We start from the raw sequence: 24,695 nt of genomic DNA, 5'->3' as shown, positions 1-24,695 counted from the left end.
TATACTGCTTCATTTCTTATAGCAAAGTCAAAAACGTTTCGTTATAATAGAATACAAGTATAAAAAGACCGTCTATGTCGGGGAGGACGGTTGATGCAAGAGCATCCTTAGGGGAAATTATATCATGAAGATACACATACATATCGGGCCGAAGAAGGTGATCGTCCGAAACTCTCTGCTGACGGCTCTCATCGCGGCACTGGTTATCGGAGGATTCAATTTCTATCTGGTCAGCATCCGCAAGGCGAATGTCTCATACCGCATCACCTCGGTGGCGAATTATCAGCTCAAGAGCGTATTCGACCGCTACATCAGCATCACCGATGACTGGATGACTCTGGTCATGGCGGATAACGGCGAGATTGACCCCAAAAAGTACGACCGGATCTCGGAGAAACTGCTCGCACAGTACAATGACCCGGCCATCGCCTTCATCGAGCTGGCACCGCAGGGTGTCATTCGCTATCTTTATCCGCTGCAGGGCGCTGAGAGCCTGCTCAATCGCGATCTTTATATCAAATATAAGGCAGATGTGGACTATACAAAAGAGGTTGGCCAGCCGACCATATACGGTCCGTATGAAATGTCCATCGGCATCCGTGCCTGTGTTATCTCGAAGCCAATCTATTTGTATGATGAACAGGGCACGAAAAAATTCTGGGGATATGCCAACATCATCCTCCGTTATCCAGAAGTTCTGAACGTCATCGATATGGATGCGGAAAGCCGCCTTTATGACTATAAGCTCAGCCATGAGAGCAATGTAACGGGTAAACAGGAAGTCATTCTGGAATCTTCTTCGCAGGCACTTTTCCAGCCTGTCTCTGCTGACTTTGCCTTTGCAAACGGCAGATGGCGCTTGTCCGCAGAATGGAAAGGCGGCTGGATTACCAGAAACGAACTGCTCATGGAACTTCTGCTGATGCTGCTGCTCGCAGGTCTGGCCGGCTTTTACACAAATGCTTATTACAAGCAGCGCGGCGATGAGATTGCCCTGCATCATGTCATCAATGACAGTGATGAAGCGCTTTCCGTCGTTGCGAAGGACAGCTCCGAGGTTTTCATGTGCAACAAGGCCTTCCGCAGGCTTTTGGGCATCTCCGGTGCGTTCCGTTCCGGTCTCAGTTATCAGGAGTTTTTCAAACATCCAGCCATCAGCCTGCCTGAGCTGCTCGAAAATCGAAGTACTGTCATCACGAATCAGGCTGCGAACAATAAACTCGTCATCCGCGCCGCCAAAATCGACTGGAACGGCACGCCGGCAGCGCTGCTTCGCGGCAGGGAATACGACCTCGAATTTTTTGACAGCCTGACGCTGCTGCCGAATCAATTTCATTTCCAAAAACTGGCCGATAAAGTCATCGAGAAGCTGCAGAAAAGCGGCAGACAGCCAATCTGCGTCTTCTACAATATTGTCGGCATGAAATTCTTCAATGCGGAAAATGGCTATGCAGCGGGTGATATGCTGCTGAAGGAAACGGCCAAAGTCCTGCAGGATGTTTACGATGATGCTTTGGTGGCCCGCTTCAGCAACGACAACTTCTGCCTGCTGACCCGCGCCGATGGCCTGCAGGAAAAGCTCAAGGCGGCCAACCGCAGGATTTCGCTGCTCGGCAGAGCTGCACGCATCGACGTCAAAGCCGGCATTTACGGCATTCGCAAAGACAGCAACAGGTCCATTGCCGAAATCACCGATGCAGCCAAGATGGCCGCCGACAGCATCCATGATGACGTTGACCGCCATATCCGCTATTATGACGACGAACTTCGCCAGCAGCTTCTCGACCAGCGTTTTATCCGCGAGCACCTCGACAAAGCCCTGCAGGAAAAGGAATTCGAGGTCTATTATCAGCCCGTCATCCGCGCTCTGACGGGCGAGCTTGCAGGCTATGAGGCCCTCGTCCGCTGGCACAGCAAAGAACTTGGCTTTTTGCCGCCGTTCCGCTTCATCCCGATTCTCGAGCAGAGCCACCAGATCACGGCTGTCGATACGTATGTCATCCGCGAAATCTGCCGGCAGTATCGGGAAGATGTCGATGCCGGCCGTCCCGTCGTGCCAATCTCCTTCAATCTGTCGCGAATTGACATCATGCAGGCCGATATGTGCGAAATCATCACCGAAGCGGCAGCCAATTACCAGGTGCCGCATGCGATGCTGCACATTGAAATCACTGAGAGCATCCTGACCGGCAACGAAGAAAAGATGCATAAGGAAATCAAGCGGTTCCACGACGCCGGCCTCCAGGTCTGGATGGACGATTTTGGCAGCGGCTATTCCAATTTGAATTCGCTCAAGGACTTTGACTTCGATGTCATCAAGCTCGATATGAAGTTCCTTTCGTCCATGTCTGAAAAAGCCAAGAGCATCCTGTATTCCACCGTGGCCATGGCCAAACAGATCGGCATCGAGACACTGGCCGAAGGCTGCGAGACGCAGGAACATTACGATTTCCTGCGGGCGATTGGCTGCGAGAAAATACAGGGCTGGTATTTCGGCAAGCCCCTGCCGCTTGCTGAAGCCAGAAAAAATCTTGCCGCTAAAGAGATTACGACGGAATGCAGCGAAGATGCCGCATTTTACCATGCTGCAGGCCAACTGCTCTATCCTCTGAAAGACCCGTTTGCCATTCTGGAAGAAAAGAAAGGCCAGTGCCGTTTCCTCTATTGGAACAAGGCTTATGAGCAGCTGACCTTCGCTACGACGCAGCTGTCCATGGCTGCTTTGGAACAGCTCTTGAGCAGAACGGACTCCCCGCAAAGAAAATTTTTAGAGCGTCAGCTGCAAAAATTATCTGTCGGCGAAAGTCAAAAATTCGCCTATCCGTACAAGGGAAATTTCATCATCCTGACAACAAAATTGCTCAATCGGCAGGAAAAACACCTTCTCCTGTGGCTGTCACAGGAAAACAGCCGCGCCAATATTTGACAGCAGTGCATCTTATCCTATGAAATAGAACGGCCGTGAAAAAGTCCAGCACTGGACTTTTTCACGGCCGTTTTGACTTTTGGAGCGTTTTCAGGAAATCCGGAGTCAGGCGAGTCAGTCAAAATCTTCCATAAAGCTGTGTTCTTCGCCGTGCAGTTTGTACTGCAGCACGGTGTCGAGGTTGACATTTTCCATGGCGTGGAAGATGTTGCCGGGAACCTGCGGATTCGTCTCGGCGAGCTTCGCGATGAGTTTTTTGACTTCAAGGCGCTTCGAGTCGGTCGTGCCGTCCGTATGGCAGGTCGAGCAGGTCTCGGTGAATTTGCAGGCGCACTGGATGAAGTAGAGGCCGTTGTCGTCGCGCCAGCTCTTGATGTCTGCTTCGCGGATGCGGTAGAGCGGACGGATGAGCTCCATGCCGGGGCAGCTCGTGCTCTTGACGCGCGGCATCATCGTGCGGATGGCGCCCGAATAGAGCATGCTCATGAGATTTGTCTCGATGACATCGTCAAAATGATGGCCGAGGGCAATCTTATTGCAGCCGAGCTCCCTTGCCTTGCGGTAAAGGTAGCCGCGGCGCATTTTCGCGCAGAGATAACACGGCGATTCCTCGACATGGAAGACCGACTCAAAGATATCCGTTGAGAAGAACGTCAGGGGAACCTGCAGCAGCTTGGCGTTTTCCTCGATGATGTGTCGGTTCATCTCGTTATAGCCCGGGTCCATGCAGAGAAAGACGAGTTCAAACGGGATTTTGTTGTGACGCTTGAGCTCCTGAAAGAGCTTGGCCATGAGCATCGAGTCCTTGCCCCCCGAGATGCAGACGGCGATCTTGTCGCCTTCTTCGACGAGCTTGTAGTCGCAGATGGTCTCGACGAACTTGCCCGAAATCTTGCGCTTGTACTTCTTGCGCAGGGAATTTTCGATGTGCTTCAGGCGCTTGTCGTCGACAGCCGCTGCAGCTGTTTCCTTTTCGAGCTTCTTCTGCAGCCAAAGGGCATAGCCTCCCTGCAGCGAGACGGCCGTATAACCCTGCTCGCGCAGATTATTCGCTAAACCGAGGCTGATTTTGCCCCACATGCAGACGCAGACGATGAGCTTGTCCTCAGGCAGGTCATAGCCCCCCTGCTGCAGCTCTAAAGGATTCAGATTCGCGGCCCCCGACACCGAGCCGCGCTCAAACGCCGCCTCGTCGCGGATATCGACAAGATACAGCTCCTGCGAGTCAATGGCCGCGAGCTCATCGACCGTGATTTCACTTTTATCTTCCCAAGCTTTCAAAAAAGCAGTCATTTATTCTTGTACTTCCTTTGCGTAAATTTGCTGGTTTCTATTTTACCATGGATTACCGGATTATCCTAGCAGGGAAAGCTTGCTCAGGAAAACAGGCCTGCTGCACAGTTGACGAATTTCCGCAGGGAAGAGGTCTTGTCCTGATAAGTCTGCGCATCGGCGTAAATCCCGAGTGCCGCTGAAGGGGATTCCTGCCAAGTCAGGAACTTCAGCTTTTTATCGGGTATCAGCATATATTCCGGCAGCAGGCAGTATCCCAAGCCCGCCAGAACGAGCGCATAGGCCTCGGAACTGTTTGTCACGAGGATATTCTGCAGCGTGTCATTGACGGGGATGAGCTTGTGACCTCTGGAAAAGGCGTTTTTCAGGAGGTACGGGGGAATGTTGATGATTTGGCGGTATGGCAAAAGTTCCTCCGAAGATACTGTTTTGCGGCGCTTCCTGCTGCAGGCTTCGGCCAGCGGATGGTCTTTCCGCAGGACGCAGACGAACTGTTCTCTGCGAAGCGGCGTGAACACAATCTTTTCATTTTTAAACTTCGCGTCCCTGATGCCAAAGACCAGATCCAGTTCGCCGGAGACGAGCCGCTGCAGATTGGCGTCCGTCTGGTCAAGCGTAAACGCCGGATACAAATTCTGCGCATCCGGCAAAATGAGCGCCAGCACTTTGCGAAGAAAAACGAGCGCATGTGGGTCGTTGTAGCCAATCTTCAGGGTCTGCGGCGCATTTTGATGAAAAGCAGCGATCCATTCGCGGGAACGATAGTATATGCCCAGCATCTGCTGGGCTTCCGGCAGAAACTCCGCGCCGACCTGCGTCAGGGAGACCGAACGCGTCGTACGATGGAAAAGTCTTGCGCCAAGCTCCTGCTCCAAAGACTGAATCTGCCTCGATACCCCCGGCTGCGTCATGTTCAGCTCTTCTGCCGTGCGGACGTAGTTCAACGTACTGGCCAGCGTGGTAAAACATTCCAGCTGTGTCATATTCATAGAAAAACACCTCTCTGCATCCTGCCTTATTTATACACTTTGCTCATTAATTATAGCATATAATCATTTCTCTTTCCCATGCCCCTATGGTATTATGCTCTTGTAAGCAAAAGAACAACAGCAAAGCAGTGAAGAGCTTACGGTGGCAGGCAGGGACCTGCAGAAAGGAAGGCATATCATGTTAGCAAATCTTTTTGGATGGACGAAAATGGCAGAAGTTACTGAGGCACAGGGTGCATGTGGAACGGCATGCGGCGCCGGCAAGAAAGAAGAGCCGTCGAGCGCATGCGGTGCTGCTAAGCCGGAAGAACCGTCGAGCGCATGCGGTGCTGCCAAGCCGGAAGAGCCGTCGAGTGCCTGCGGTGCTGCTAAACCGGAAGAGCCGTCAAGTGCATGCGGCGCTGCCAAATAAGCCGCTAAAAGAATTGTAATCAGCAGATGCCAGTAAAAACCGGAAATGGAGGAACAGGATCATGGCAAAGTATTTCGCTTTCCAGTGGCATATCACGGAAGAATGCGATCAGAGATGCAAGCATTGCTACATTTTTGCAGAAAATGCCTGCAAAACGCTCAAAAGCATGAAATGGGAGGATATGCAAAAGGTGGTGGCGAATGCGGAAGATTTTTGCCGGATATTCGGAAGACTCCCGTATTTCTACATCACCGGCGGTGACCCGATTCTCCATCCGGATTTTTGGCAGCTGATGGAACTCCTGAAGAGCAAACATATCCCCTTCACGATTCTTGGCAATCCATTTCACCTGACCAAAGAGAATTTGAAGCGCCTGAAGGAATGCGGCTGTGATAAATACCAGCTTTCTATCGATGGCATGGAAAAGACACATGACTGGTTCCGAAAACCGGGTTCTTTCCGGGAAACGCTTGAGAAAATTCCGATGATCAATGAAGCGGGCATTACCTCCGTCGTGATGACGACGGTCTCTTCTGTCAACATGAAAGAAGTACCGGCTATCATTGATGAAGTTGTCAAATACAAGACTGCGGTATACGCATTCGCAAGATACGTGCCGACCGCTCCGGATCCCGCCAAAGTGCCTGCCCTTTACGCAGAAGCAGAACGGGCAGAACACGGCAAAAAGATGACGGGCATCACGCCGGCAGAATACCGTAAATTCCTCGGCATTGTCGATCAGAAGTACAAACAGTACGAAAAAGATCCGTCCTGTGAGACCTATTTCAATCGCAAGGACCATCTTTGGACTCTTTACCGTTATGAGCAAGGCGAGTTCAAACTTCCGGACTGGGCAAAAAAAGGCATGATTTACGGTGGCTGCAATTGCGGCAACTGCCATTTGACGATTCTGCCGACTGGTGAAGTATATGCCTGCCGGCGTGTCGCAGAAAGCGGCCTTGGCAATGCCCTGAAAGACAGACTCGCAGACCTCTGGCTTCATCAGGCAGAGCAGTATCGCGATTACCAGAAATTCAGTAAGTGCTCAAGATGCAAGCTTCTGGCATGGTGCCGCGGCTGCCCTGCCGTAGCCAAAGGAACTTACGGCAGCTTCTATGCGGAAGACCCGCAGTGCTGGACCGATGTTGATGGTGTGATGAAGGTGGAGGGATGAAACGATGGAATTAATGGAAGCAATGAAGGGAAGACGCTCTGTCCGCAGATTTCAAGACAAATTGGTACCAAAAGAAATGATCCGGAAAATCCTGAAGGCCATTGACTACAGTCCCAATGCCGGCAACCGCAATTCCATCCGGGCTGTCGTTCTGACCGACCGCATGGAAATTGACTACATCGGCAAGGCACATACCACCGTGATCGAAAACTTCAACAAAGGCATTGTCACCTTGCCGACGGAAAAAGCGATCGAAGCATCCCGCAGCGCCTTTCACAACGCGCCGATGGTCGTGGCCCTGTTTGGCCCGAAAAACTTCTATTTTTCCCCAGCCGATGCCTACATCATCGCCCAGAATATCGTGCTGGCAGCCTATGAACAGGGCGTATCCACCTGCATCGTCGGCGAGGTCCTGAATTCCATGGGCACCGCCAAGGGACAGGAACTGCAGGCAAAATTTGGCATCCCCCAGAATTTTGCCCCGCAGGTCTACATTACGATGGGTTACTGCGCAGGCGATTATCCAAAGGCGCCAAAACGCCATTATGCAGAAGTACTTTACCGTTGATGTCGATAAGGAGGGTCAGCTGATGTTTGGACCGCAGGGCACGGATTTCATGGCCCTTTCAAAGCAGCGCCACACCGTGCGAAAATATTCCCAGAAGCCGGTGGAGCAGGAAAAAGTCAAAAAAATCTTGGAGGCCGGGCGCTGGGCCCCGACGGCCGTCAATGCACAGCCGCAGAGAATCCTGGTGCTCAACACACCGGAAGAGCTGCAGAAAGTCAAGGATTTCTGTACATTTGGCTGGAAGAAGAAATATGTGGATTTGGCTGAGGAAAGCGATACAGTGGACCATAAGCATATCGTCATCTATTATGGAGCACCTCTTGTGCTAATGGTCTGTTACGACAAAAAGGCCTGCTGGAAACACCCCGAAAGCGGGACAGAGAGCGGCCAGACCGATGCCGTCATCGTAGCGACCCACATAATGCTCGAAGCTGTGAGCTTGGGCCTCGGAACCGCTTGGATCAGCTATTTCGACGAGCAGAAAGCAAGGAAAAGCCTGCATCTGCCTGATGACTGGCAGCCCGTCTGCATGCTCTACATCGGCTATCCGGCAGATGATTACCAACCAAATCAAAAGCTGTCTATACGCCGCAAACCGCTAACGGAAACCTGTTTCTTCGATAAGGTCGGCTGAAGACAGCGAAAATGAATATCGGCAGATAGGCGCAAACGGCCCTGAAAAAGTCCAGTACTGGACTTTTTCAGGGCCGTTGCTTATCGGTCAAAAGTAAAATAAACCTCTTTATCGTGTATCAACCGGCAGTTTGCCTCGTCCGTAAAGCTAAGCCTATTAGCTGGTCGGTCTTATCTGCCAAAAACAGCGGTATGTTCAGCAGATTATCATCCAGTCGCAAATTATTCATAGAAAAGCGAACGCGCAGTTTTGTCTCGTCCGGATAAGTATCTGCATACTTTTGCAGACTGCGGCTCTTGATATTGGTGTCTGCTTTGACCTCAATTGGGATGATATCGTTTTGTCGCTGAATAACGAAATCGACTTCATAAGGCGGATTAATACGAGACCAGTAACGCGGACAAAGTTCAAATTGTGGTATCAACGATTGCAGCACAAAATTCTCTGTCAACGCGCCTTTGAATTCTGTAAACAGACGACTGCCTTCGCGAAAAGCGGACGGATCGAGATGTGACAGCCGCCGCAGTACGCCAACATCCATGAGATAAATCTTAAAAGCGCCCAAATCATCATACGCCGATAAAGGCAAGCCAGGGGCCTTGATGCGGAATATTTTATAGACCAGTGCTGCGTTGACCAGCCATTGCAAAGCATCTTCGTATTCGCGCGCCCGTGCCCCAGGTTTGACGACATTATACAAAAACTTTTTGTTCTCGCGTGCAAGTTGTGACGGCAGAGATTGCCAGATCAGGGAAATCTTCGGATATTCCCGTGGTTCCGGATGTTTGGCAAAATCGCGTTCGTAAGCAGTCAGAATATTGAACAGCGTCATCTGTACCTGCTCCGTATCTCCGGTTTCTATCCAGCGCTTCACGACTTCCGGCATACCTCCCGTGACATAATACATTTTCAGCTTTTCTGCCAGCGGATTAAAAAAAGGTGCCGGGATTGGTTCGATCGAATCCAGATGCTGCAAATAACGGACCAAGTTCTCGCTTCCGGTTGCCATAAGAAATTCTAGAAAGTTCATCGGATAAACAGAGAGAAAATCTACCTGCCCTACCGGAAAAGAGGACGGCTTCGCTAAAGTAATGCCCAATAAGGACCCTGCACAGGCAATGTGGTATTCTGGCGTATTTTCATGAAAATACTTGAGAGAATTGAGCACTTCCGGTGAATCCTGGATCTCATCGAAGACAATTAAGGTCGTTTTCGGATTAATCGGTTGGCCGATGGCCATGGACAGGTTCGGCAGCAGACGACGTACATCTTTGGTGCTAGTGAAAAAGTCACGGTATTCCGGATTTTCGTCAAAGTTGAAATAGGCCATATTCTCATAATAACGATGGCCAAACTCCTTCAAAAGCCACGTCTTGCCAGACTGACGCACCCCCTTGAGAATCAGCGGCTTGCGGTAGGGCGATTCTTTCCACGCCACCAGGTCTTCCATAACGAATCGTTCCATACAAATCACTTCCTGAAATCAATAATAATGTGATAGGTTACACATTATTATATATAATTATGTGATTTTTTGCCAGTTTTTATTAAATGCCGTGTATTTTGCGGTCAATTATAAAATGCCCTAAGAATCTATGTAAGATAGGGGAGGCAGATGATATAGCTGCCAACTTTGACTAGCTTTGCAAAAATCCGTGGGGATTTCCGACTGATAGTGCTAGGGATTTTACGGTGAAGCATGATGCCCGTAAAACTAGACAGGACAAAGGAATCCCAGATGTATCGACTACCCTTTTTGACTAAACAGCTAGCAATTTTGGCTAACATGACTGCAGATTTTGGCTAACGATCCTGTTCCATTAAAAAGTAATAGAAAGCTAGTGATCATAAGGATTTTAGGCTTTTTTGCACTATTAATCCCCACCTATTTTTGCTTGTAACATCAGTTCATGCAACGTGAACAGCTAGCAATTTTGGCTAACATAACTACAGATTTTGACTAACTGTCCCGTTCCATCTAAAAATGCTAGAAAGCTAGTGATTATGCGGGCTCTAAGCTTTTTTATACCATTAATCCCCACCTATTTTTGCTCGTAATATTGGTTCATGCAACGTAAACAGCTAGCAATTTTGGCTGGATTAGTGACATCTTGCTAGGGATTTTACGGTCATAGCGGGGCGGCGGGGTGTCCCCGCGAGGCTTTAGGATGGCGTAAGCCAAAAAGTCATGAAATCTGGAAAGAGGGCGCAGCCCTCGCGCGCACACGCGCACGTGACTATTCTATACTTTTTAAATTATTCTATACTATTCTATACTATTGTTGGCTGCGGCGAACAGCGTTCTATCCATTATGTGACAAGGGTTTCGAGACTTTTTTGGGAACATATAATCCCCACCTATTTTTGCTTTATTCCCCACTTATTTTTGCAAAGTACCCACCTATTTTTGCTTTATTTCCCACTTATTTTTGCTTAAATCCCCACCTATTTTTGTAAAGCACCCACCTGACTTTTAGCCATTGTGGGGAATAAAGATGGCAAATTTGCCCTTAATCCCCACCTATTTTTGCTTTATTCCCCACTTTTCTATTGTACCAGGTGGGGATTAAATGATATACTGATAGTATCAAGAAAGAGGGGCAGGGGAGCGATATGAACATCTTAGGCAGGAAGGTTTATCAGGCAAATCCGCTCATAGAAGCACGCAAGCATATGAACCTATCAGAATTGCGGCTGTTTGTCCTGGGACTGCAGGGCATCCGGCCGCACATCAAAGATGCGATTCCTCATGATCTGGACTTCAAGGAAACATGGATCACGCCATCGGAGCTGGCGGAGCTGTTCGGGGGGAAATACGGCATCCATCACCAATCTGAAAAGGCATATAGACAATGCCTTTCGGGGATACATCGAGATAGACGATGAGGAAGGCTTCACTCTGTACCACATTTATCGCAAGATGCGGTATCAGAAAGACAAGGGGCTGCTGATTCAATTCGATGATGAAATTAAACCATATCTGTTGGAGCTGATGGGGAAGCGGTATACCAGTTACGAGATCAAGACGGTATTCCCCTTGTCGTCGGAGTATGCATGGCGGCTCATGGAACTGATGCTGGAGATGCAGGGATATCTGGAAAAAGGGAAAAAGCAGATATACCGCAAGCTATCGCTGCAGGAAGTCCGTTTTAAGCTTGATGTTCCGGATGACAAGTATGTTGGCAGGATTGACCATTTCCAGCTAAAGGTCTTAAATAAGCCTATCTCGGAAATTAACGAGAAAACCATCTACCATGTCTGGTATGAGCCGTATCGGGAGGGAAGGAAAATTGCCGGCTTTACCTTCTGGATGGAGTACAAAGCGGGGTATGGTCCGCTTCCTGAAGCGAAGGAAACCATCGATGTGGAGCCCATCTCGCCGGATCCGGCAGCACTGCCAGCAGCCAGGAGGTCGCCGAAAGATGCAAAGGCCATTCTCAAAGACCAAATGATGAACGGCGAGGGCTTTACTCTGATACAATTCAATTCTGTTGTAAAAAAATGGGGCGTCGAGGTGGTTGCCAAGAACTTTGCGCTTGGCGTCACGGAGGCCGATGCCAAACATCTGACGGGAAGCAGCAGGAAGAAGTACATCAAGGCTTTTGTCGAGAACGACTATGCCAGCGAACGCGAGACGATGGAAGAAATCAAGGACCATGAAGCGGCGCTTGCTGTCGAGAAGAAGCAAAAGCAGGATGAGATGTCAGAGGCATTCGCGGCGCAGGGCATCACTTCGTCGGGCAAGCCGGCGCAGCCAAAGAAGCCGCGAAAACTGACCGAAGAAGACCTTGACAATCTGCTTTCCATCGTCGCTTACTCGCTCACACATGGCGGGATCATCAAGCCCATCGTCAAGACGATTCAGGCCTATGGCTTTAGGGATGAAAAGGAGTTTATCAAGAAATACGCTGAGCGGCTGAAGAAGTATTAAGCTATGTGAATATCGACCAGAATAACAACAACGGCCTTGAAAAAGTCCAGTACTAGACTTTTTCAAGGCCGTTCATTTTTGTCTGATATAAATCTGATTTTACTTCGTCAGTAAGAGTTTGCAGACGGAGCAGCCCATGAGCTTCAAAGAATAGCCAAGGGCGCGTTCGTCAAAGTCAAAATGCGAGTCGTGGTGACCGGCGGCGAGGTCGGCACCGACCATCATGTAGGCAGCCTGACCGCTGTGCGACTGGACGCGCTCCATGAAGTAGGAGAAGTCCTCGCTGGCACCGAAGGGGCATTCGCCGACGACTTTGTCGAAAATGCCGAGGCTGTTGGCTTCTTTTTCGAGGAAGGCTGCGAGTTCCGGCGAGTTGCTGCCGCCAGCAGCGCCGCCGACTTTTTCGATGTCGACTTTGACGTCGTACATCATGGCTGCGGCCTTGATGATGCGTTCAGCCTCTGTTTCCATGAAATGGTTGATTTCGCTCGTCGCACCGCGCGTTTCCATGCAGAGCAGGGCCTTGTCGCCAATGACATTGCGGCCGCTGCCGGCATCGAGTCGGCCGACATTGATGCGCGAAGCACCGGCCGAATGGCGTGAAATGGCATGGAGGTTCAGGGCTGCGCAGGCCGAAGCGAGCAGGGCGTTTTTGCCCTGCTCCGGTGCGGCACCGGCATGGGCCGGCACGCCCTTGAAGCGCGCATCGTATTTGCTCGTCGCGAGGAAGCCCGTGACATTGCAGGCAACCGTGCCAGTTTTTCTCATCTTAAAGCCAAAATGCGCACCGAGCATGTAGTCGACATCGTCGACAATGCCGCTTTCGACCATGGCATGTGCACCGCGCACGCCTTCTTCTGCCGGCTGGAAGCAAAGCTTAATCGTGCCGCGCAGCTGGTCTTTAAGACTGGCCAGGAGCTTGGCAAGGGCCAGTCCGACCGTCGTATGGCCGTCATGGCCGCAGGCATGCATTGCACCTGTGTGGCACGAAGCAAAGCCCTCTTTGTTTGCGCGGTGCTCCGGCTCTGCCGTCTCCGTCACATCGTTGGAATCCATATCAAAGCGGACACCGACGACAGGACCGTCATCTGAGAAATGCATGATGCCGAGCACGCCCGTACGGCCGCCGGTCATTTTTTCAACCCAGGCTGGGTCAGCGCCTTCTGCAATCGCGCGTTTCTGTTCCTTTGCAAGCTTTTCCGCTGAAGGAACGCCCATCATAGCTTCCTGCTTGATGGTATCGGCGCCTGTCTTAACTTCATAGCCAAGGTCCGACAGCGTTTTGGCCACTTTCGCAGCCGTGCGGAACTCCGTCCAGCCCGGTTCCGGATGTTCATGAAGGTCACGGCGGCATTTGACCATCGCAGCCTGCTCTTCATCGGCAAATTTCAGGATTGTTTCTTTTAAGTCCATCAAAAATCACCTTCCATACAATCAATTATATAACGGCAAGAAAAAAGGTGCTGACGAGCAGCACCCATAAATCAAATCAGAACAGCAGGATCAGCATGCCGACCGTCAGAGCGCAGAGCATCGGAATCGCATTGCGCTTCGTGATCTCCATCGGGTTGATGCCGGCGATGCCAGCACAGATAATCGTTGCACCGGCAATCGGCGACATCGTACGGCCCAGCGTACCGCCGAGCGTCGCCATACTGCCCATCTGGACCTGCGTCATGCCAAAGTCCGGAGCATACGGCGTGATAGCTTCATTGAAGGCGAACGTCGCTGCATCGCCGGAACCCGTGAGCAGGCCGAGCAGGAACGGACCGAAAGCTGCGCAAATCTTGACGATGGCCGGATTGTTGAGCATGGCGTCGATAAACCATTTGACAAGGCCGATGGACGTAAGACCTGCAACGAAGACGCCGGCAGAAATGATGATGCCGATAATCTTGCCATAGGCTTTGCCCATGCCGTCGAAGAAAGCATCACTGAGATCCTTTGGCTTCGTGCGCGTGACGACAAGTGTTAGGATTGCACCAATAATCATGGCCTGCGGAACACCCATTTTGAAAATCGGCACGAGTTTCGTCGAACCGAGCAGCAGGATGACGATAGGAACGACCGGCATCAAAGCGTAGAGATAATTGACTTTGAAGTTTTTGTCAATCTGGAGGTGTTCAGGAACATGGCCTTTATCTTCCTTAAGGACATGTGCGATGACCGTGATGCAGATGGTGGCAACAATCAGGGAAGCAATATTGGCCTTATAATGGAAGGCAATGACATCCATGACATCGACACCGGCAATTTTGGCGACAAATGGGTTGTGCGCGAGGCCTGGGTTCAGCATACTGCCGTATGTACCGCATTTTACAGCGGCAGCGGCCAGAGCAGGACCGACGCCAGCAGCCATGAGCAGCGGAATGAAGATAGCACCAGCCGCAGCGGCCGTGCCAGCAGCACTCGGCAGGGCAATGTTGACGAGATACGTGCAGATGACAACGCCCGGAATCAGGAAGAAGCGTACACGCGAAATGACGGACGCCATGGCGTTAATCAGGTGCTTATCACAGCCCGTGAAACGCACGGCCATTGCAAAACCCATAACCGAGCAGACTGCCTGAATCAGGCCGCTGTTGGTCATGCTCTTAGCAAAGGCGTCAAGTGCTGCCATTGGCACGCCGCCAATCGCAGCCATGAGGATACCAGAACCAATCAGCGTGATGCGCGCATCGGCTCCCTTGACAAGTGCGACGACTACGGCACAGACGATGACTGTACCCGCAATCAGCATGAGAGTTACCATGTAGTAACTACCACCTTTCCTTTTCGCTATAGAATTATAATTGCAATGCATGATAGCATTCTGTTTCATTATAAATTTCATAGTTACGCGTGTCAATATATTGAAAGTGTTTCTCGTTAAGTATACAATAAAAGAAAAATGATCAGAATATGCAGATTGGGGGCAATATCACTATGATTTCCCAAAAACGACTTGAAGAACAGTTTGCCACGTTAAAAAACATCACGGCCGCGGGCAGGGGCATTAACCGGCTGGCTTTTTCGGATGCGGACTGGCAGGGGCGCGATTATTTGATGCAGCTCATGCGGGATGCGGGGCTGACGCTGCGCGTGGATGCGTTTGGCAATGTCATTGGGCATTATGCGGGCAGGGATGAGTCGCTGCCCGCTGTCATGTGCGGCTCGCACGGGGACAGTGTGCCGGAAGGCGGCAATTACGACGGCATTTTCGGCATTTTGTCGGCCATCGAGACCGTCCGCAGCATGCATGAGGAAGGTTTTGTTCCCGACCATCCCATCGAAGTCGTGCTCTTTATGTGCGAGGAATCGAGCCGCTTTGGTGCGGCGACGCTCGGCAGCCGTGCCATGCGCGGCGAGCTCTCGCAGGAAGACCTCGACCGTCTGCAGGACAAGCAGGGCCACAGTCTGCGCGAAGTTTTGAAAGCGCGCGGACTCGACCCCGACCATATCGAGCGTGCCATCTACAAGAAGCCGCTCAAAGCTTTCCTTGAAACGCATATCGAACAGGGCAAAGTCCTGGAGCATCGGCAGGTGCAGATTGGCGCCGTGACGGGCATCGCCGCACCGACGCGCTTCCGCGTTTATCTGCATGGCAGTGCCGACCACAGCGGGGCCACGCCGATGAATCTGCGCCATGACGGCCTCTGCGCAGCGGCTAAAATCATCACGAAGCTTGAGGAACTCGCTGCCAGCGAGACGAGTGCGCCTGTTGTCGGCACGGTCGGCATCTGCGACGTGACGCCGGATGTCATGAACGTCATTCCGGGCGAGGTTGACCTTGGCATTGACATCCGCAGCATCTCGGCCGCGGCAAAGAAAAAAGTCGCCGATGAGCTCAAAGCTTACATCAAACAGGTGACAGACGAACGCGATATCCCCTGCGACATCAAGCCCGTCAGTGACGAAAAACCTGCAGTCATGAACAGACATATCGTCAAGCTCGTCTCGGATACAGCTGCAAAACTCGGCTTCACGCATATTGAAATGCCGAGCGGCGCCGGCCACGACAGCATGCATTGGGCTGAATACGCCCCAACCGGCATGATTTTCATCCCGTGTCGCGACGGCATCAGCCACAATCCGGCCGAATATGCCTCGCCCGAAGACATCGCTGCCGGTGCCAGCGTCTTCAGCGAAGTTATCCGCACACTTGCCAAGAAAGATTTTTCTTTGTAACGGTACCTCAAGAAAAAAGGGGCTGTGCCTTCGTGAGGAAATCACGTACACACAGTCCCTTTTGTGGTATTATAAACAGCATCCCTAAGAAAAATTCGAGGGATGCTGCGAGATAAAGAGGAAATGTTGATACATTTGCAGAAGAATAATGACTAGTTGCTCCATACAACAATGAAGCAACACAAACAGATGGAAGAAGGTATAATGATGAGTGATCTGTCCGAAAAAGATGTAAAAGCTTTAAACGATAAAAATGCAAAAATCGAGGCCATCCTCAATAAAAAGGCCGATGAGCTTGCCAGCGATGATGAGATTGACTCCATGATGAATAAAGTCGCCGATAAGATTGTCGCCAAAGTCGATCTCGGCGACATGGTCCGCCAGATTGTCGGTGTGGCAGCAGATGAAGAAGAGCAGCATCAAAAAGAAGTCACGAAAGAGGGCAATCCGGCCAAGCCGACCGGCTCGGCCGGCGAGGAAATGCTCGCGCGCATGAATGAGAGCCATGCGGCCCTGACGATGTGGGGCCTTTCACACTTTGACTGGCGCGGCGACGAAAACGTCCTCGACATCGGCTGCGGCGGCGGCGCCAACCTCAAGCACATGAGTGCGCGCATCAAAACGGGCCATCTGACAGGCGTGGATTATTCCAAAGTATCCGTGCAGGAATCGCGCAAGCTCAATGCCGACGACATCGAAGACGGCAAAATGGACATCCTCGAGGGCTCTGTTGAGAAACTCCCCTTTGAGGACGACAGCTTCGACAAGATTACGACGGTCGAGAGCTTCTACTTCTGGCCAGACCCGCCGGAAAATCTCAAGGAAGTTTACCGCGTGCTTAAACCAGGCGGAACATTCCTGCTCATCGCCGAGATTTACGGCCGTCCGGACCTCAGTGATGCCGTACAGGAAAATATCATCCGCTACCACCTCTACAACCAGACTCCTGAGGTATTTGGCCGCATTTTCCGCGAGGCCGGCTTTACGAACGTCGAGATCCATATCGAATCGACCGAAGGCTGGATCTGTGTCGAAGGTAAAAAGGAATAAACGGACAGCATAATAGCCTAGGCGGCTCTGACATCTGCAGGCTTTAGCGACTTCATCAAAAAACAGGCATGCCATGAAATTTTCTTCATGAGATGCCTGTTTTTGTATTGTTCCCCGACTATACTGCTTTTCAGTCCATCGTGGTCTGCCAGTCGGGCGTGTGATAGGCGGCAAAACAGCGTTTGATTTGTTCGGGACTGTTTTTCTCGAGCGCAAGGTTTTGCGGGAGCTCCCCTTCCGCAAAATACTTCGCTTCGGTCGTCTCGATATTGGGCTCAAAAGAGCCGCCAAGGACCCTGCAGAGCGAGAAAATCTTGATGACGCCATAGGGATGATTGCGTTTATTGTGCTTACGCCAGTCGTCAATGGCAATGACGCGGGTGATGGCGACGTCGAGGCCCGCTTCTTCCTTGACCTCTTTTATGGTGTTGTCCGCGACCGACTGGTCAACGTCGCACCAGCCGCCGGGCAGCGACCACTTGCCCGTGCCTTCATGGACGAGCAGGATTTTGCCATCCTGAAAGACAGCGGCGCGTGTATCGATCTTCGGCGTCTGATAGCCTGTCTCATTGCAGAAAAGGTCCTTGACCTTAGCAAGCGGCAGATCGGCCTCAGCCGCCATCATCTCTGCCGCGATGTCGCGCAGCTCCTGATAGCGCTCAAGCTCAAAACGGTCATGGCTGTAATACAGCCCCGCCTGCGCAATACTCTGGATTTTCGCAATCCAGTCAAGCCACTGCTGTTTAGAAGATATATTTTGCTCTGTCATGGTGATAGACCTCTTTTTCTGTTTGCTATGTGCATTCTCGCCTTGCTGTATGCACGTTACGTCATTTTGCTCCGCCTTGCCACAATTTTATCAAGGATTCTTTTCGTTGAGCTCTTCGACAAGACTCGTCGGCAAAATGATGCTCGTCATGCCGTAAACAAAGGCCGCCAGCTGATACGGCTGATAAATCAGGCCAATCTGACCGTGACCGGCCAGGAAGAAATTGCCGCTTAAAGGCGTATCGGCATATTCGCTGAAAAGATCGTACTTTGGAATGAGCTTGCCGCTGATGCTGAAGACAGGCAGATTATAAATGCGGTCGGCATCATCCGAGCTGATCTTCACGAAATCGCGGATCGAAGCGCGTTCGCCGTTTTCCTTGTCGTACGTCACGCCCCGATAGTGCGGCATGCCGTGAGCAGCGCCATGATTGTACGTCCAGACACAGAGAATCAGCGAGACATAGCGCTGACCTTCGTACTTGCACTGATATGACGTGCTTATTTGGTCATAATGATAGCCCAAGCCGTACCTCATATCGTCGAGCTGGCTGCGGATATCCGCATTGATCTTCACTTCGATGGCAGCATCATCCTTCAGATGCACATACGGATACTTCATGTCCGCATTTCCTGCCGTCATAGTCTCAACGCTGGCTTCCGCCGACGGCACGGCGGCCGGCAGCGACGACATCCCCATCATCATCGCAGTCAATGCTGCGGCCAGAAAAAATTTCTTCTTTCGCAAGAAACTCCCCTCCCCACAATTAAGGATACTTTCATTTCTTAACGAAAGAATTCGCCAAAGAGCGGCATCTTCCTGCCAACTGACTATACTTGACGTGCATTTTCGGTTGGAGTTTTTGTGAACTGCCTGCTCAGTTTCAAGTTTTTGCGTACCAAGAGAAGAAATTTTCTGTATTCTTATCGCATCCATATGACTTCTTCCTCGAAAAAAGACCGTTTTCAGCAAGAAAATCAGCATTTTCCCTGCTGAATCGGCGTCAATTGGCCGGTTCAGTTCGCAAAAACTCCAAACTGAGTTCGTCAAAGCTCCAAGCCGTACGCAGAAACTCCAAACTGACGATAGAGAAAGGTGTCGCAATCGGTTGTAGACCAACCGGATAAAGCCCCCCAATTTCTGTGGATAACTCTGTTGATAATCTGTGCATAACATGTTGATAAATATCACTTCCTGTGCATATTTCAACCTTTTTAGACACCTTTTGACAACCAAACGCGACACCTTCCAAAATTTGACAACCGATCGCGACACCTTTTTCGCTTTGTATTTTGGCCCTTTTCAGAGCAAAAACCTGGACACAGCAAGGCTTTGCGGGTTTGCAATTTTTCATTTTGGGCTTCACGTTTTTCGGTCACAACCGGACGCGACACCTTTAAATGCAGCGTTTTTGGGCAAGAATCCAGTAATAGCAAGGCTTTGCGGGCATTTTGGTGCCACAACCTTTTTAGACACCTTTCAACCAAACGCGACACCTTTCCTTCACAACCGAACGCGACACTTTTTTAAAACATAGAGATCATGCGGGTTTGCGGCCACAACCGAACGCGACACTTTTCACCCTACTATACTATACTTAATACTATAAGTACTAGTACAGAGAAAAAAGAAAAGTGTCTAAAAAGGTTGTGAGCATCCCTTCTGTTTCATTTCTATCTCATGTATAATAAATAGCAACAACTACTGAGAGACGAAAGGAGAGACAGTCATGCCAAGCGAAGACAATATGACGTTATCGCATCGTTCTGTCTTTCTCATCCCCAGAGATACCGGACAGATGTCAATTGCCAAAGAGTTTGCTACAGCTAAGTACTCTTTGAGCAAGAATCAGCTTAAGGCGTGGTACCTCTTTATCGCTTCTATGGATGAACATCATGTACCAGAGCAGGGGACGATGTACTCCTTTGATGCTTTACGTTTTGCCGATAAGCTTAATATCGATTCACGCAAGGCCAGAGGTATGATCGTAGCAGAACTCTTCACAAAATTATCACAGAATTATATCGACCTTCGGTCAAGAGAAGACAGCAATGGCGAACAAGACATCTACCATGCTAATTTTATCTCAGAACTCTCCTATAATCGTCGGACCCATATCCTTAACGTCAGCATCCCTCCGAGATTAAATCAATATCTATTCAATCTTAAAGAGGGTACCTATATTACGATGGATATTGAAGATATACTGGCACTCGACACCATCGTCTCCATGCGTATCTTCATTTACCTGCGCAATCTTGACCGCATGGACATTCATGAAATCCCCATCGACCAGTTTCGTCAGGAGATTGACTTATATCCAGAATCCTCCTATAAAGAATTCAAGAGGAAGGTCATCAACTCTTCCATTGAAGAAATTCACCGCCATACCAGCTACAAAGATTTCTTCATCGAAGACGATGGCAGCCGCGGACGCAAGGCTACTACGATCGTCTTTGGCTTCAGCAAAGAGGCGAATGCCGATACCTATTTCCCGCAGCTCGCTCCTGCACTCGTCAAAACCCTGCAGGCTAAGTTCAGCAAACGCGTACTGGTCCTGTTCAGCATTGCCTGTGATAAAGGCTTTGATCCCAAGTATATTCGGGATAACTTCGATGGCATGTCCGATGATCGCATCGTCAGCAATTTTCATATGGTTTTTGATCGGATCCGCAATGACAGACAGGCTGGCAAAGAAAAAGACCCGGATACGTATGGCAGATATTTCATCACAGCTGTCAAGCAGGACTGGGCTGCAGCTGCGAATTGCCAAAACAAGGCTTTGGAACATGGCAATGCACGGATTCAGAACCGTGAACTTCAGGAACGCATGAAGAACATTCAGGAAGAAGAGGATGAACAGCATCGCATCGCCGCTTATCAGCAGCAGGCAAAAGATTATGTCAGCAATCTGACTTTGTCGGACCTCTTGACTTTCATCAAGAAAAACATATCCCAGCTTGAGTATCTGGCCGGACGCAAGGGCTTCAATAAGGAGCATGCTTGCTCGCGCAAAAAAACATACCGCGAATACAGGCTCTTAACGCAGGTGGTTTTAGGCAAGATGATGGCGGGAGAGATTAAGGCGGTCAGAAGTACATCTTTGTTTGAGTAAAGGAACTCTGAAAAAGTCCAGTACTGGACTTTTTCAGGGCAAGTGCAGAATATTTTCCGCACAGTCTTTTGTATATGGATAATATGCATAGTTCATTTTGCTGAAAATAGTCTATCTGTACATTGTCAGACCGGTTTTTAGAAATTATAATAAAATTGTTCTTGAGAACAGGACATTGCAATGGTGCAAGTAAGTCGTGCCGAGTGGCGCGGGACTTGCACCATTTTTATTTTACTCGGGAGGGAGCATTATGAGGAAGCACGTCAGTCTAACGACTTCGATTTTTATTATGATGATATTAGGCATGGCCGCGGGCTATGTGGCCAGCGACCTGATGGTCCAGTTAAAATTTGTCGGGGATATTTTCCTCAGACTCATTCAGATGTCGATTGTCCTGCTCGTCATGGGGTCTGTGGTTGAGGCCATTGCCTCGCTGGACCTGCATTCGCTCGGACGTCTTGGCACGAAGGCATTTTTCGGCTTCAGCATCACGACGGTGGCCGCGGCTACGATTGGCCTGATTCTCGCCAACATTCTGACGCCGGGCGCGGGCATCTCGTATGGACAGGACCTCACGACGAATGTCAAGGGTTCCGATGCGACGCTTGCTTCGATCATCACGAATTTCTTTCCTAAGAATATCGTGCAGTCTATCGCCGATGGCAACACGATTCAGGTCATCGTCTTTGCCCTGTTCCTCGGCGTGGCCATCAACATTGTCATGGAACGCACGCAGAGCAAGGAACTCCTGCATCTCGTGCGTGTGGGCAATGAATGCCTGCTGACGATTGTCCGCCTTGTCATGAAACTCGCTCCTGTCGGCATCTTCTCGCTGCTCGGCTGGGCGATCGGCAAGTACGGCTTTGCCGTCATTCTGCCGCTGTTTAAATTCCTCGGTGCCATGGCAATTGGTGCCGCTGCCATCCTGACGGCCGGCATTACGATGGCTTCGCTCTATGCTCGCGTTTCCCCATTTGCTTTAGCACATAAGGTGCTCAACATGGGCATTGTCGCTTTTACGACGACGTCTTCGGCCGTCACGCTGCCTGTAAAGATGGCCGACTCTGAGAACAAGATTGGCATCAGCCGCAGGGTGTCGCGCCTCATCAATCCCCTTGGCATGACGCTTAACAGCGACGGCCTTGCCCTTTACCTCGCTTTGGCCTGCATCACGGTCGCCCAGTTCTTTGGCATTGAGCTCAGCATTGGCCAGCAGGTCACGATCGTTGTCATGGCTACCTTAGCTACGCTTGGTACGGTTGTCGTCCCTGGCGGCGGTCTTGTCGCCCTGGCCATCGTCCTGCCGGCCGTCGGACTCCCGATTGAAGGTGTCGCCCTGCTCGCCGGCATCGATTGGTTCTCGGGCATGTTCCGCACCGTCCTCAACGTCATCGATGATGTCATGGTTGCCCTTATCATCGCGGTCAGCGAGGGCGAGTTCCACCGTGAGATCTTTGACCATGAAATGGTTCCTGCAGCTTCTGCGGCTGTGGCTAATTATACTTTGCAGTCAGCTTCACTTTCTCCCGCAAGGAAGCCTGCATCGCCACTGTAATCCCTCTCCAATCCTTTCCAAAAAATGGCCTGCTGTTGCTGCAGGTCATTTTTTTGTGCGCATCATGCTTGCTATATCGTGTTCATATTGAATAGTGAAATGCGCTGTTTTTATGAAAACTGAACATTGTTCGAGTACATGGAGTCTCCTATAATAAAACCATCGAGAGCAGAGAACAAGGCACAAGCTCTTGAGAATAAAAGAACGAGCAAGACTTTGCAATGGCGCAAACCTGATTATAATCGGGCTTGCGCCTTTTTCGTTTGTGTGTGCATTAAGAACTTAGGAGGGAAAACAATGGGTGTGGAATTTCAGTACGTTCACAAAGCTTTTGATATTGTCAATGGCAAGCCCAAATACATCCTCAAAGATGTCAATCTCAAGATAGAGACCGGTGAATTCATCTGTGTGCTCGGCAAGAGCGGCTGCGGCAAATCCACGCTTCTGAATCTCTTGGCAGGCTACCTGAAGCCGGATAAAGGACGCATCAGCGTGGATGGCAAGGATGTCGATGGGCCGTCAGAGGAACGCGGCGTCGTGTTCCAGCAGCACGCACTTTTCCCTTGGTACACGGTCCGGCAGAACATCGAGTTTGGGCCGCGCCTCAAAAAACGCGATGACGCTAAGGAGCTCGCCGATAAATACATCAAGATGATCGGCCTCGAGGAATACGAAAATTCCTATCCGGCTGAGCTCTCAGGCGGCATGGCCCAGCGCGTTGGCATCGCAAGAGCCCTTGCCAATGATCCGAAGGTCCTCCTCATGGACGAGCCTCTTGGCGCCCTCGATGCTCTGACGCGTGATTCCATGCGCAAGGAGCTCATCCGCATCTGGCAGCTTTCGCAGAAAACGGTGTTCTTCATCACGCACAGCGTCCCCGAAGCCGTTTATCTGGCCGACCGCGTGGTCATCCTCAAAGATGGGCAGGTTGCCCTTGATGAGCGCATCGAGCTGCCGCGGCCGCGCAATATCCGCAGCCCGAAATTTGAAGAATATGTGGACCTCTTCTCACACAGCATCGCCGATGCACCGGCCGATGAAATGGTCATTGCAGAATAAGCCGTGTGAGGAATTGATCAATAAAGGAGAGCAGAAACCATGGCAACGATGAAAATGAACGACGCAGCAGCCATACCGTATGTACCCGCTGATGCGGGTGCGGCTGATATGGCTGCGGCGAAGAAAAACAAGAATCTGGAGCTCATGTGCTTTGACGGCCTAGTCCTTTCGCAGTACGCACCGGAGCCGGATTTTGAGGAAAAAGTCATTCCGCGAAAATACCGCGATGCACGCAGAGCCAAGGCAGACCGGTTTTACAAAATCCTGTCGCTGTTTTTCTTCTTCTGCATTTGGGAGCTCGTAGCTTACCTCAACACGCAGAGCGGCTGGTTCAATCCGGTGTTCCTGCCGTCGCCGGTTACGGTCATTGAAACGGGCTATGATTACCTGCTTGACGGTACGCTGCTCCTGCACATCGGCATCAGCTTCTACCGCATGATCGTCGGTTTTGTCATCGGCGTCGTCGCGGCACTGGTTGTCGGCATCATGATTGCCATGAGCCGGGACGCGGACAACATCTTATCGCCGATTCTAAACATGGTCGGTCCGATTCCAGTCTTCGCGTTCCTGCCGATTTTCATGATCTGGTTCGGCATTGGCGAAGGTTCCAAAATCGCCCTGATTGCATATGCTACCTTCATTCCGATGCTCATTTACATTGAAAATGGTATTCGCGATACCGACCCGCTGTTGATTCGCTCTGCGAAAAGTCTTGGTGCAACCGATAAGCAGATTTTTACGAAAGTCATCCTGAATTCCGCACTGCCGACGATTTTCGATGGTATGAAAATCAGTCTGGCCCTGACGTTCTCGGCACTCGTTGTCGCGGAAATGATGGGCGCCGATAAAGGCCTTGGCTACATCATCGTCAATGCGAAGAACTGGTTTAAGATGGCCGATATGTTCCTCGCAGCAACGCTGATCGGCCTTGAATACACAGTTTTCTATGCTTTCCTTTCCATCCTTGAAAAGAAGCTCTTCCGCTGGAAGAACATCAACGGTGGCAAGGCAGTAGAAAAATAAATGATGAAGGGATCTATATTCAATCATTCA

At 50.6% G+C, this 24,695-nt stretch carries 20 protein-coding genes and 1 pseudogene; 13 read left to right on the top strand and 8 right to left on the bottom strand.

The window, feature by feature from the left end; all coding sequences use genetic code 11:
• Positions 1-124: 124 nt before the first annotated feature.
• On the top strand, positions 125-2,926 hold the full coding sequence (locus ACE419_RS08895; protein WP_435721759.1) for a putative bifunctional diguanylate cyclase/phosphodiesterase: 2,802 nt from the start codon (positions 125-127) through the stop codon (positions 2,924-2,926).
• 114 nt (positions 2,927-3,040) lie between these two features.
• Here ACE419_RS08895 and ACE419_RS08890 read toward each other — a convergent pair whose 3' ends face one another.
• Together ACE419_RS08890 and ACE419_RS08885 are read right to left on the bottom strand one after the other, a co-directional pair.
• Positions 3,041-4,219: a PP-loop family protein gene (locus ACE419_RS08890; protein WP_435721758.1), complete on the bottom strand. Its 1,179-nt coding sequence runs from the start codon at positions 4,217-4,219 to the stop codon at positions 3,041-3,043.
• A gap of 83 nt (positions 4,220-4,302) precedes the next feature.
• Positions 4,303-5,208 carry a LysR family transcriptional regulator gene (locus ACE419_RS08885; protein ID WP_432647009.1) on the bottom strand — a complete coding sequence of 302 codons (906 nt, stop codon included), beginning with the start codon at positions 5,206-5,208 and terminating at the stop codon, positions 4,303-4,305.
• Positions 5,209-5,386: 178 nt separating this feature from the next.
• Between ACE419_RS08885 and acgA the strand changes: the two genes are divergently transcribed.
• The 4 genes from acgA to ACE419_RS08865 all read left to right on the top strand — a co-directional run bounded on the left by acgA (position 5,387) and on the right by ACE419_RS08865 (position 7,996).
• Positions 5,387-5,620, top strand: a complete 234-nt coding sequence (gene acgA / locus ACE419_RS08880) for an ACGX-repeat peptide (protein WP_435721757.1) — start codon at positions 5,387-5,389, stop codon at positions 5,618-5,620.
• Positions 5,621-5,681: 61 nt separating this feature from the next.
• Entirely contained in the window at positions 5,682-6,794 is a 1,113-nt protein-coding gene (gene acgM / locus ACE419_RS08875) for a radical SAM/SPASM domain protein, ACGX system (RefSeq protein WP_435721756.1), read from the top strand.
• A 4-nt stretch (positions 6,795-6,798) separates the two neighbouring features.
• Positions 6,799-7,362, top strand: a complete 564-nt coding sequence (locus ACE419_RS08870) for a nitroreductase family protein (RefSeq protein WP_435721755.1) — start codon at positions 6,799-6,801, stop codon at positions 7,360-7,362.
• A gap of 22 nt (positions 7,363-7,384) precedes the next feature.
• Entirely contained in the window at positions 7,385-7,996 is a 612-nt protein-coding gene (locus ACE419_RS08865) for a nitroreductase family protein (protein ID WP_435721754.1), read from the top strand.
• A gap of 118 nt (positions 7,997-8,114) precedes the next feature.
• Here ACE419_RS08865 and ACE419_RS08860 read toward each other — a convergent pair whose 3' ends face one another.
• Positions 8,115-9,461 (bottom strand): ATP-binding protein, encoded by a 1,347-nt coding sequence (locus tag ACE419_RS08860; protein ID WP_435721753.1) that lies wholly within the window; start codon positions 9,459-9,461, stop codon positions 8,115-8,117.
• 1,148 nt (positions 9,462-10,609) lie between these two features.
• Between ACE419_RS08860 and ACE419_RS08855 the strand changes: the two are divergent.
• Both ACE419_RS08855 and ACE419_RS08850 read left to right on the top strand, forming a co-directional pair.
• Positions 10,610-11,012 (top strand): annotated as a pseudogene (locus tag ACE419_RS08855) (replication initiation protein); the annotation flags it as partial.
• Positions 10,989-11,927, top strand: coding sequence for a hypothetical protein (locus ACE419_RS08850; protein WP_435721807.1), 939 nt, complete (start codon positions 10,989-10,991; stop codon positions 11,925-11,927). The pseudogene ACE419_RS08855 and the gene ACE419_RS08850, both read left to right, overlap by 24 nt.
• Before the next feature lie 99 nt (positions 11,928-12,026).
• Here the strand turns inward: ACE419_RS08850 and ACE419_RS08845 are convergent, their stop codons facing one another.
• Positions 12,027-13,340, bottom strand: coding sequence for an amidohydrolase (locus ACE419_RS08845; RefSeq protein WP_435721752.1), 1,314 nt, complete (start codon positions 13,338-13,340; stop codon positions 12,027-12,029).
• Between the two features lie 76 nt (positions 13,341-13,416).
• Entirely contained in the window at positions 13,417-14,667 is a 1,251-nt protein-coding gene (dcuC, locus tag ACE419_RS08840; RefSeq protein WP_435721806.1) for a C4-dicarboxylate transporter DcuC, read from the bottom strand.
• Between the two features lie 185 nt (positions 14,668-14,852).
• On the opposite strand from dcuC, the gene ACE419_RS08835 reads away from it, so the two are divergent.
• Together ACE419_RS08835 and ACE419_RS08830 are read left to right on the top strand one after the other, a co-directional pair.
• Positions 14,853-16,094 (top strand): M20 family metallo-hydrolase, encoded by a 1,242-nt coding sequence (locus ACE419_RS08835; protein ID WP_435721751.1) that lies wholly within the window; start codon positions 14,853-14,855, stop codon positions 16,092-16,094.
• A 207-nt stretch (positions 16,095-16,301) separates the two neighbouring features.
• A complete protein-coding gene (locus ACE419_RS08830) occupies positions 16,302-17,144 on the top strand; it encodes a class I SAM-dependent methyltransferase (protein ID WP_435721750.1) in 843 nt (280 codons plus the stop codon).
• 130 nt (positions 17,145-17,274) lie between these two features.
• Here the strand turns inward: ACE419_RS08830 and ACE419_RS08825 are convergent, their stop codons facing one another.
• The 3 genes from ACE419_RS08825 to ACE419_RS08815 all read right to left on the bottom strand — a co-directional run bounded on the left by ACE419_RS08825 (position 17,275) and on the right by ACE419_RS08815 (position 19,267).
• The gene (locus ACE419_RS08825; protein WP_435721749.1) at positions 17,275-17,913 is read right to left on the bottom strand and encodes an NUDIX hydrolase N-terminal domain-containing protein; all 639 of its coding nucleotides are present in this window, start codon (positions 17,911-17,913) and stop codon (positions 17,275-17,277) included.
• A 90-nt stretch (positions 17,914-18,003) separates the two neighbouring features.
• The gene (locus tag ACE419_RS08820) at positions 18,004-18,660 is read right to left on the bottom strand and encodes a polysaccharide deacetylase family protein (RefSeq protein WP_432646291.1); all 657 of its coding nucleotides are present in this window, start codon (positions 18,658-18,660) and stop codon (positions 18,004-18,006) included.
• Between the two features lie 256 nt (positions 18,661-18,916).
• Positions 18,917-19,267 carry a hypothetical protein gene (locus ACE419_RS08815; protein ID WP_435721748.1) on the bottom strand — a complete coding sequence of 117 codons (351 nt, stop codon included), beginning with the start codon at positions 19,265-19,267 and terminating at the stop codon, positions 18,917-18,919.
• Positions 19,268-19,642: 375 nt separating this feature from the next.
• Between ACE419_RS08815 and ACE419_RS08810 the strand changes: the two genes are divergently transcribed.
• The 4 genes from ACE419_RS08810 (at position 19,643) to ACE419_RS08795 (ending at position 24,665) form a co-directional block, all read left to right on the top strand.
• Complete coding sequence (locus ACE419_RS08810) at positions 19,643-21,028, top strand: replication initiation protein (RefSeq protein ID WP_432646292.1); 1,386 nt, start codon at positions 19,643-19,645, stop codon at positions 21,026-21,028.
• A gap of 250 nt (positions 21,029-21,278) precedes the next feature.
• Positions 21,279-22,583 (top strand): dicarboxylate/amino acid:cation symporter, encoded by a 1,305-nt coding sequence (locus ACE419_RS08805; protein WP_435721747.1) that lies wholly within the window; start codon positions 21,279-21,281, stop codon positions 22,581-22,583.
• Positions 22,584-22,880: 297 nt separating this feature from the next.
• Positions 22,881-23,642, top strand: a complete 762-nt coding sequence (locus tag ACE419_RS08800; RefSeq protein WP_432646294.1) for an ABC transporter ATP-binding protein — start codon at positions 22,881-22,883, stop codon at positions 23,640-23,642.
• Positions 23,643-23,681: 39 nt separating this feature from the next.
• Positions 23,682-24,665 (top strand): ABC transporter permease, encoded by a 984-nt coding sequence (locus ACE419_RS08795; RefSeq protein WP_435721746.1) that lies wholly within the window; start codon positions 23,682-23,684, stop codon positions 24,663-24,665.
• Positions 24,666-24,695 lie beyond the last annotated feature (30 nt).

The organism is Mitsuokella apri (genome assembly GCF_047974105.1).
Classification (GTDB): Bacteria; Bacillota; Negativicutes; order Selenomonadales; family Selenomonadaceae; genus Mitsuokella.
The sequence above is the reverse complement of the archived record's forward strand: the minus strand, read 5'-3'. Positions and strand labels throughout refer to the sequence as shown.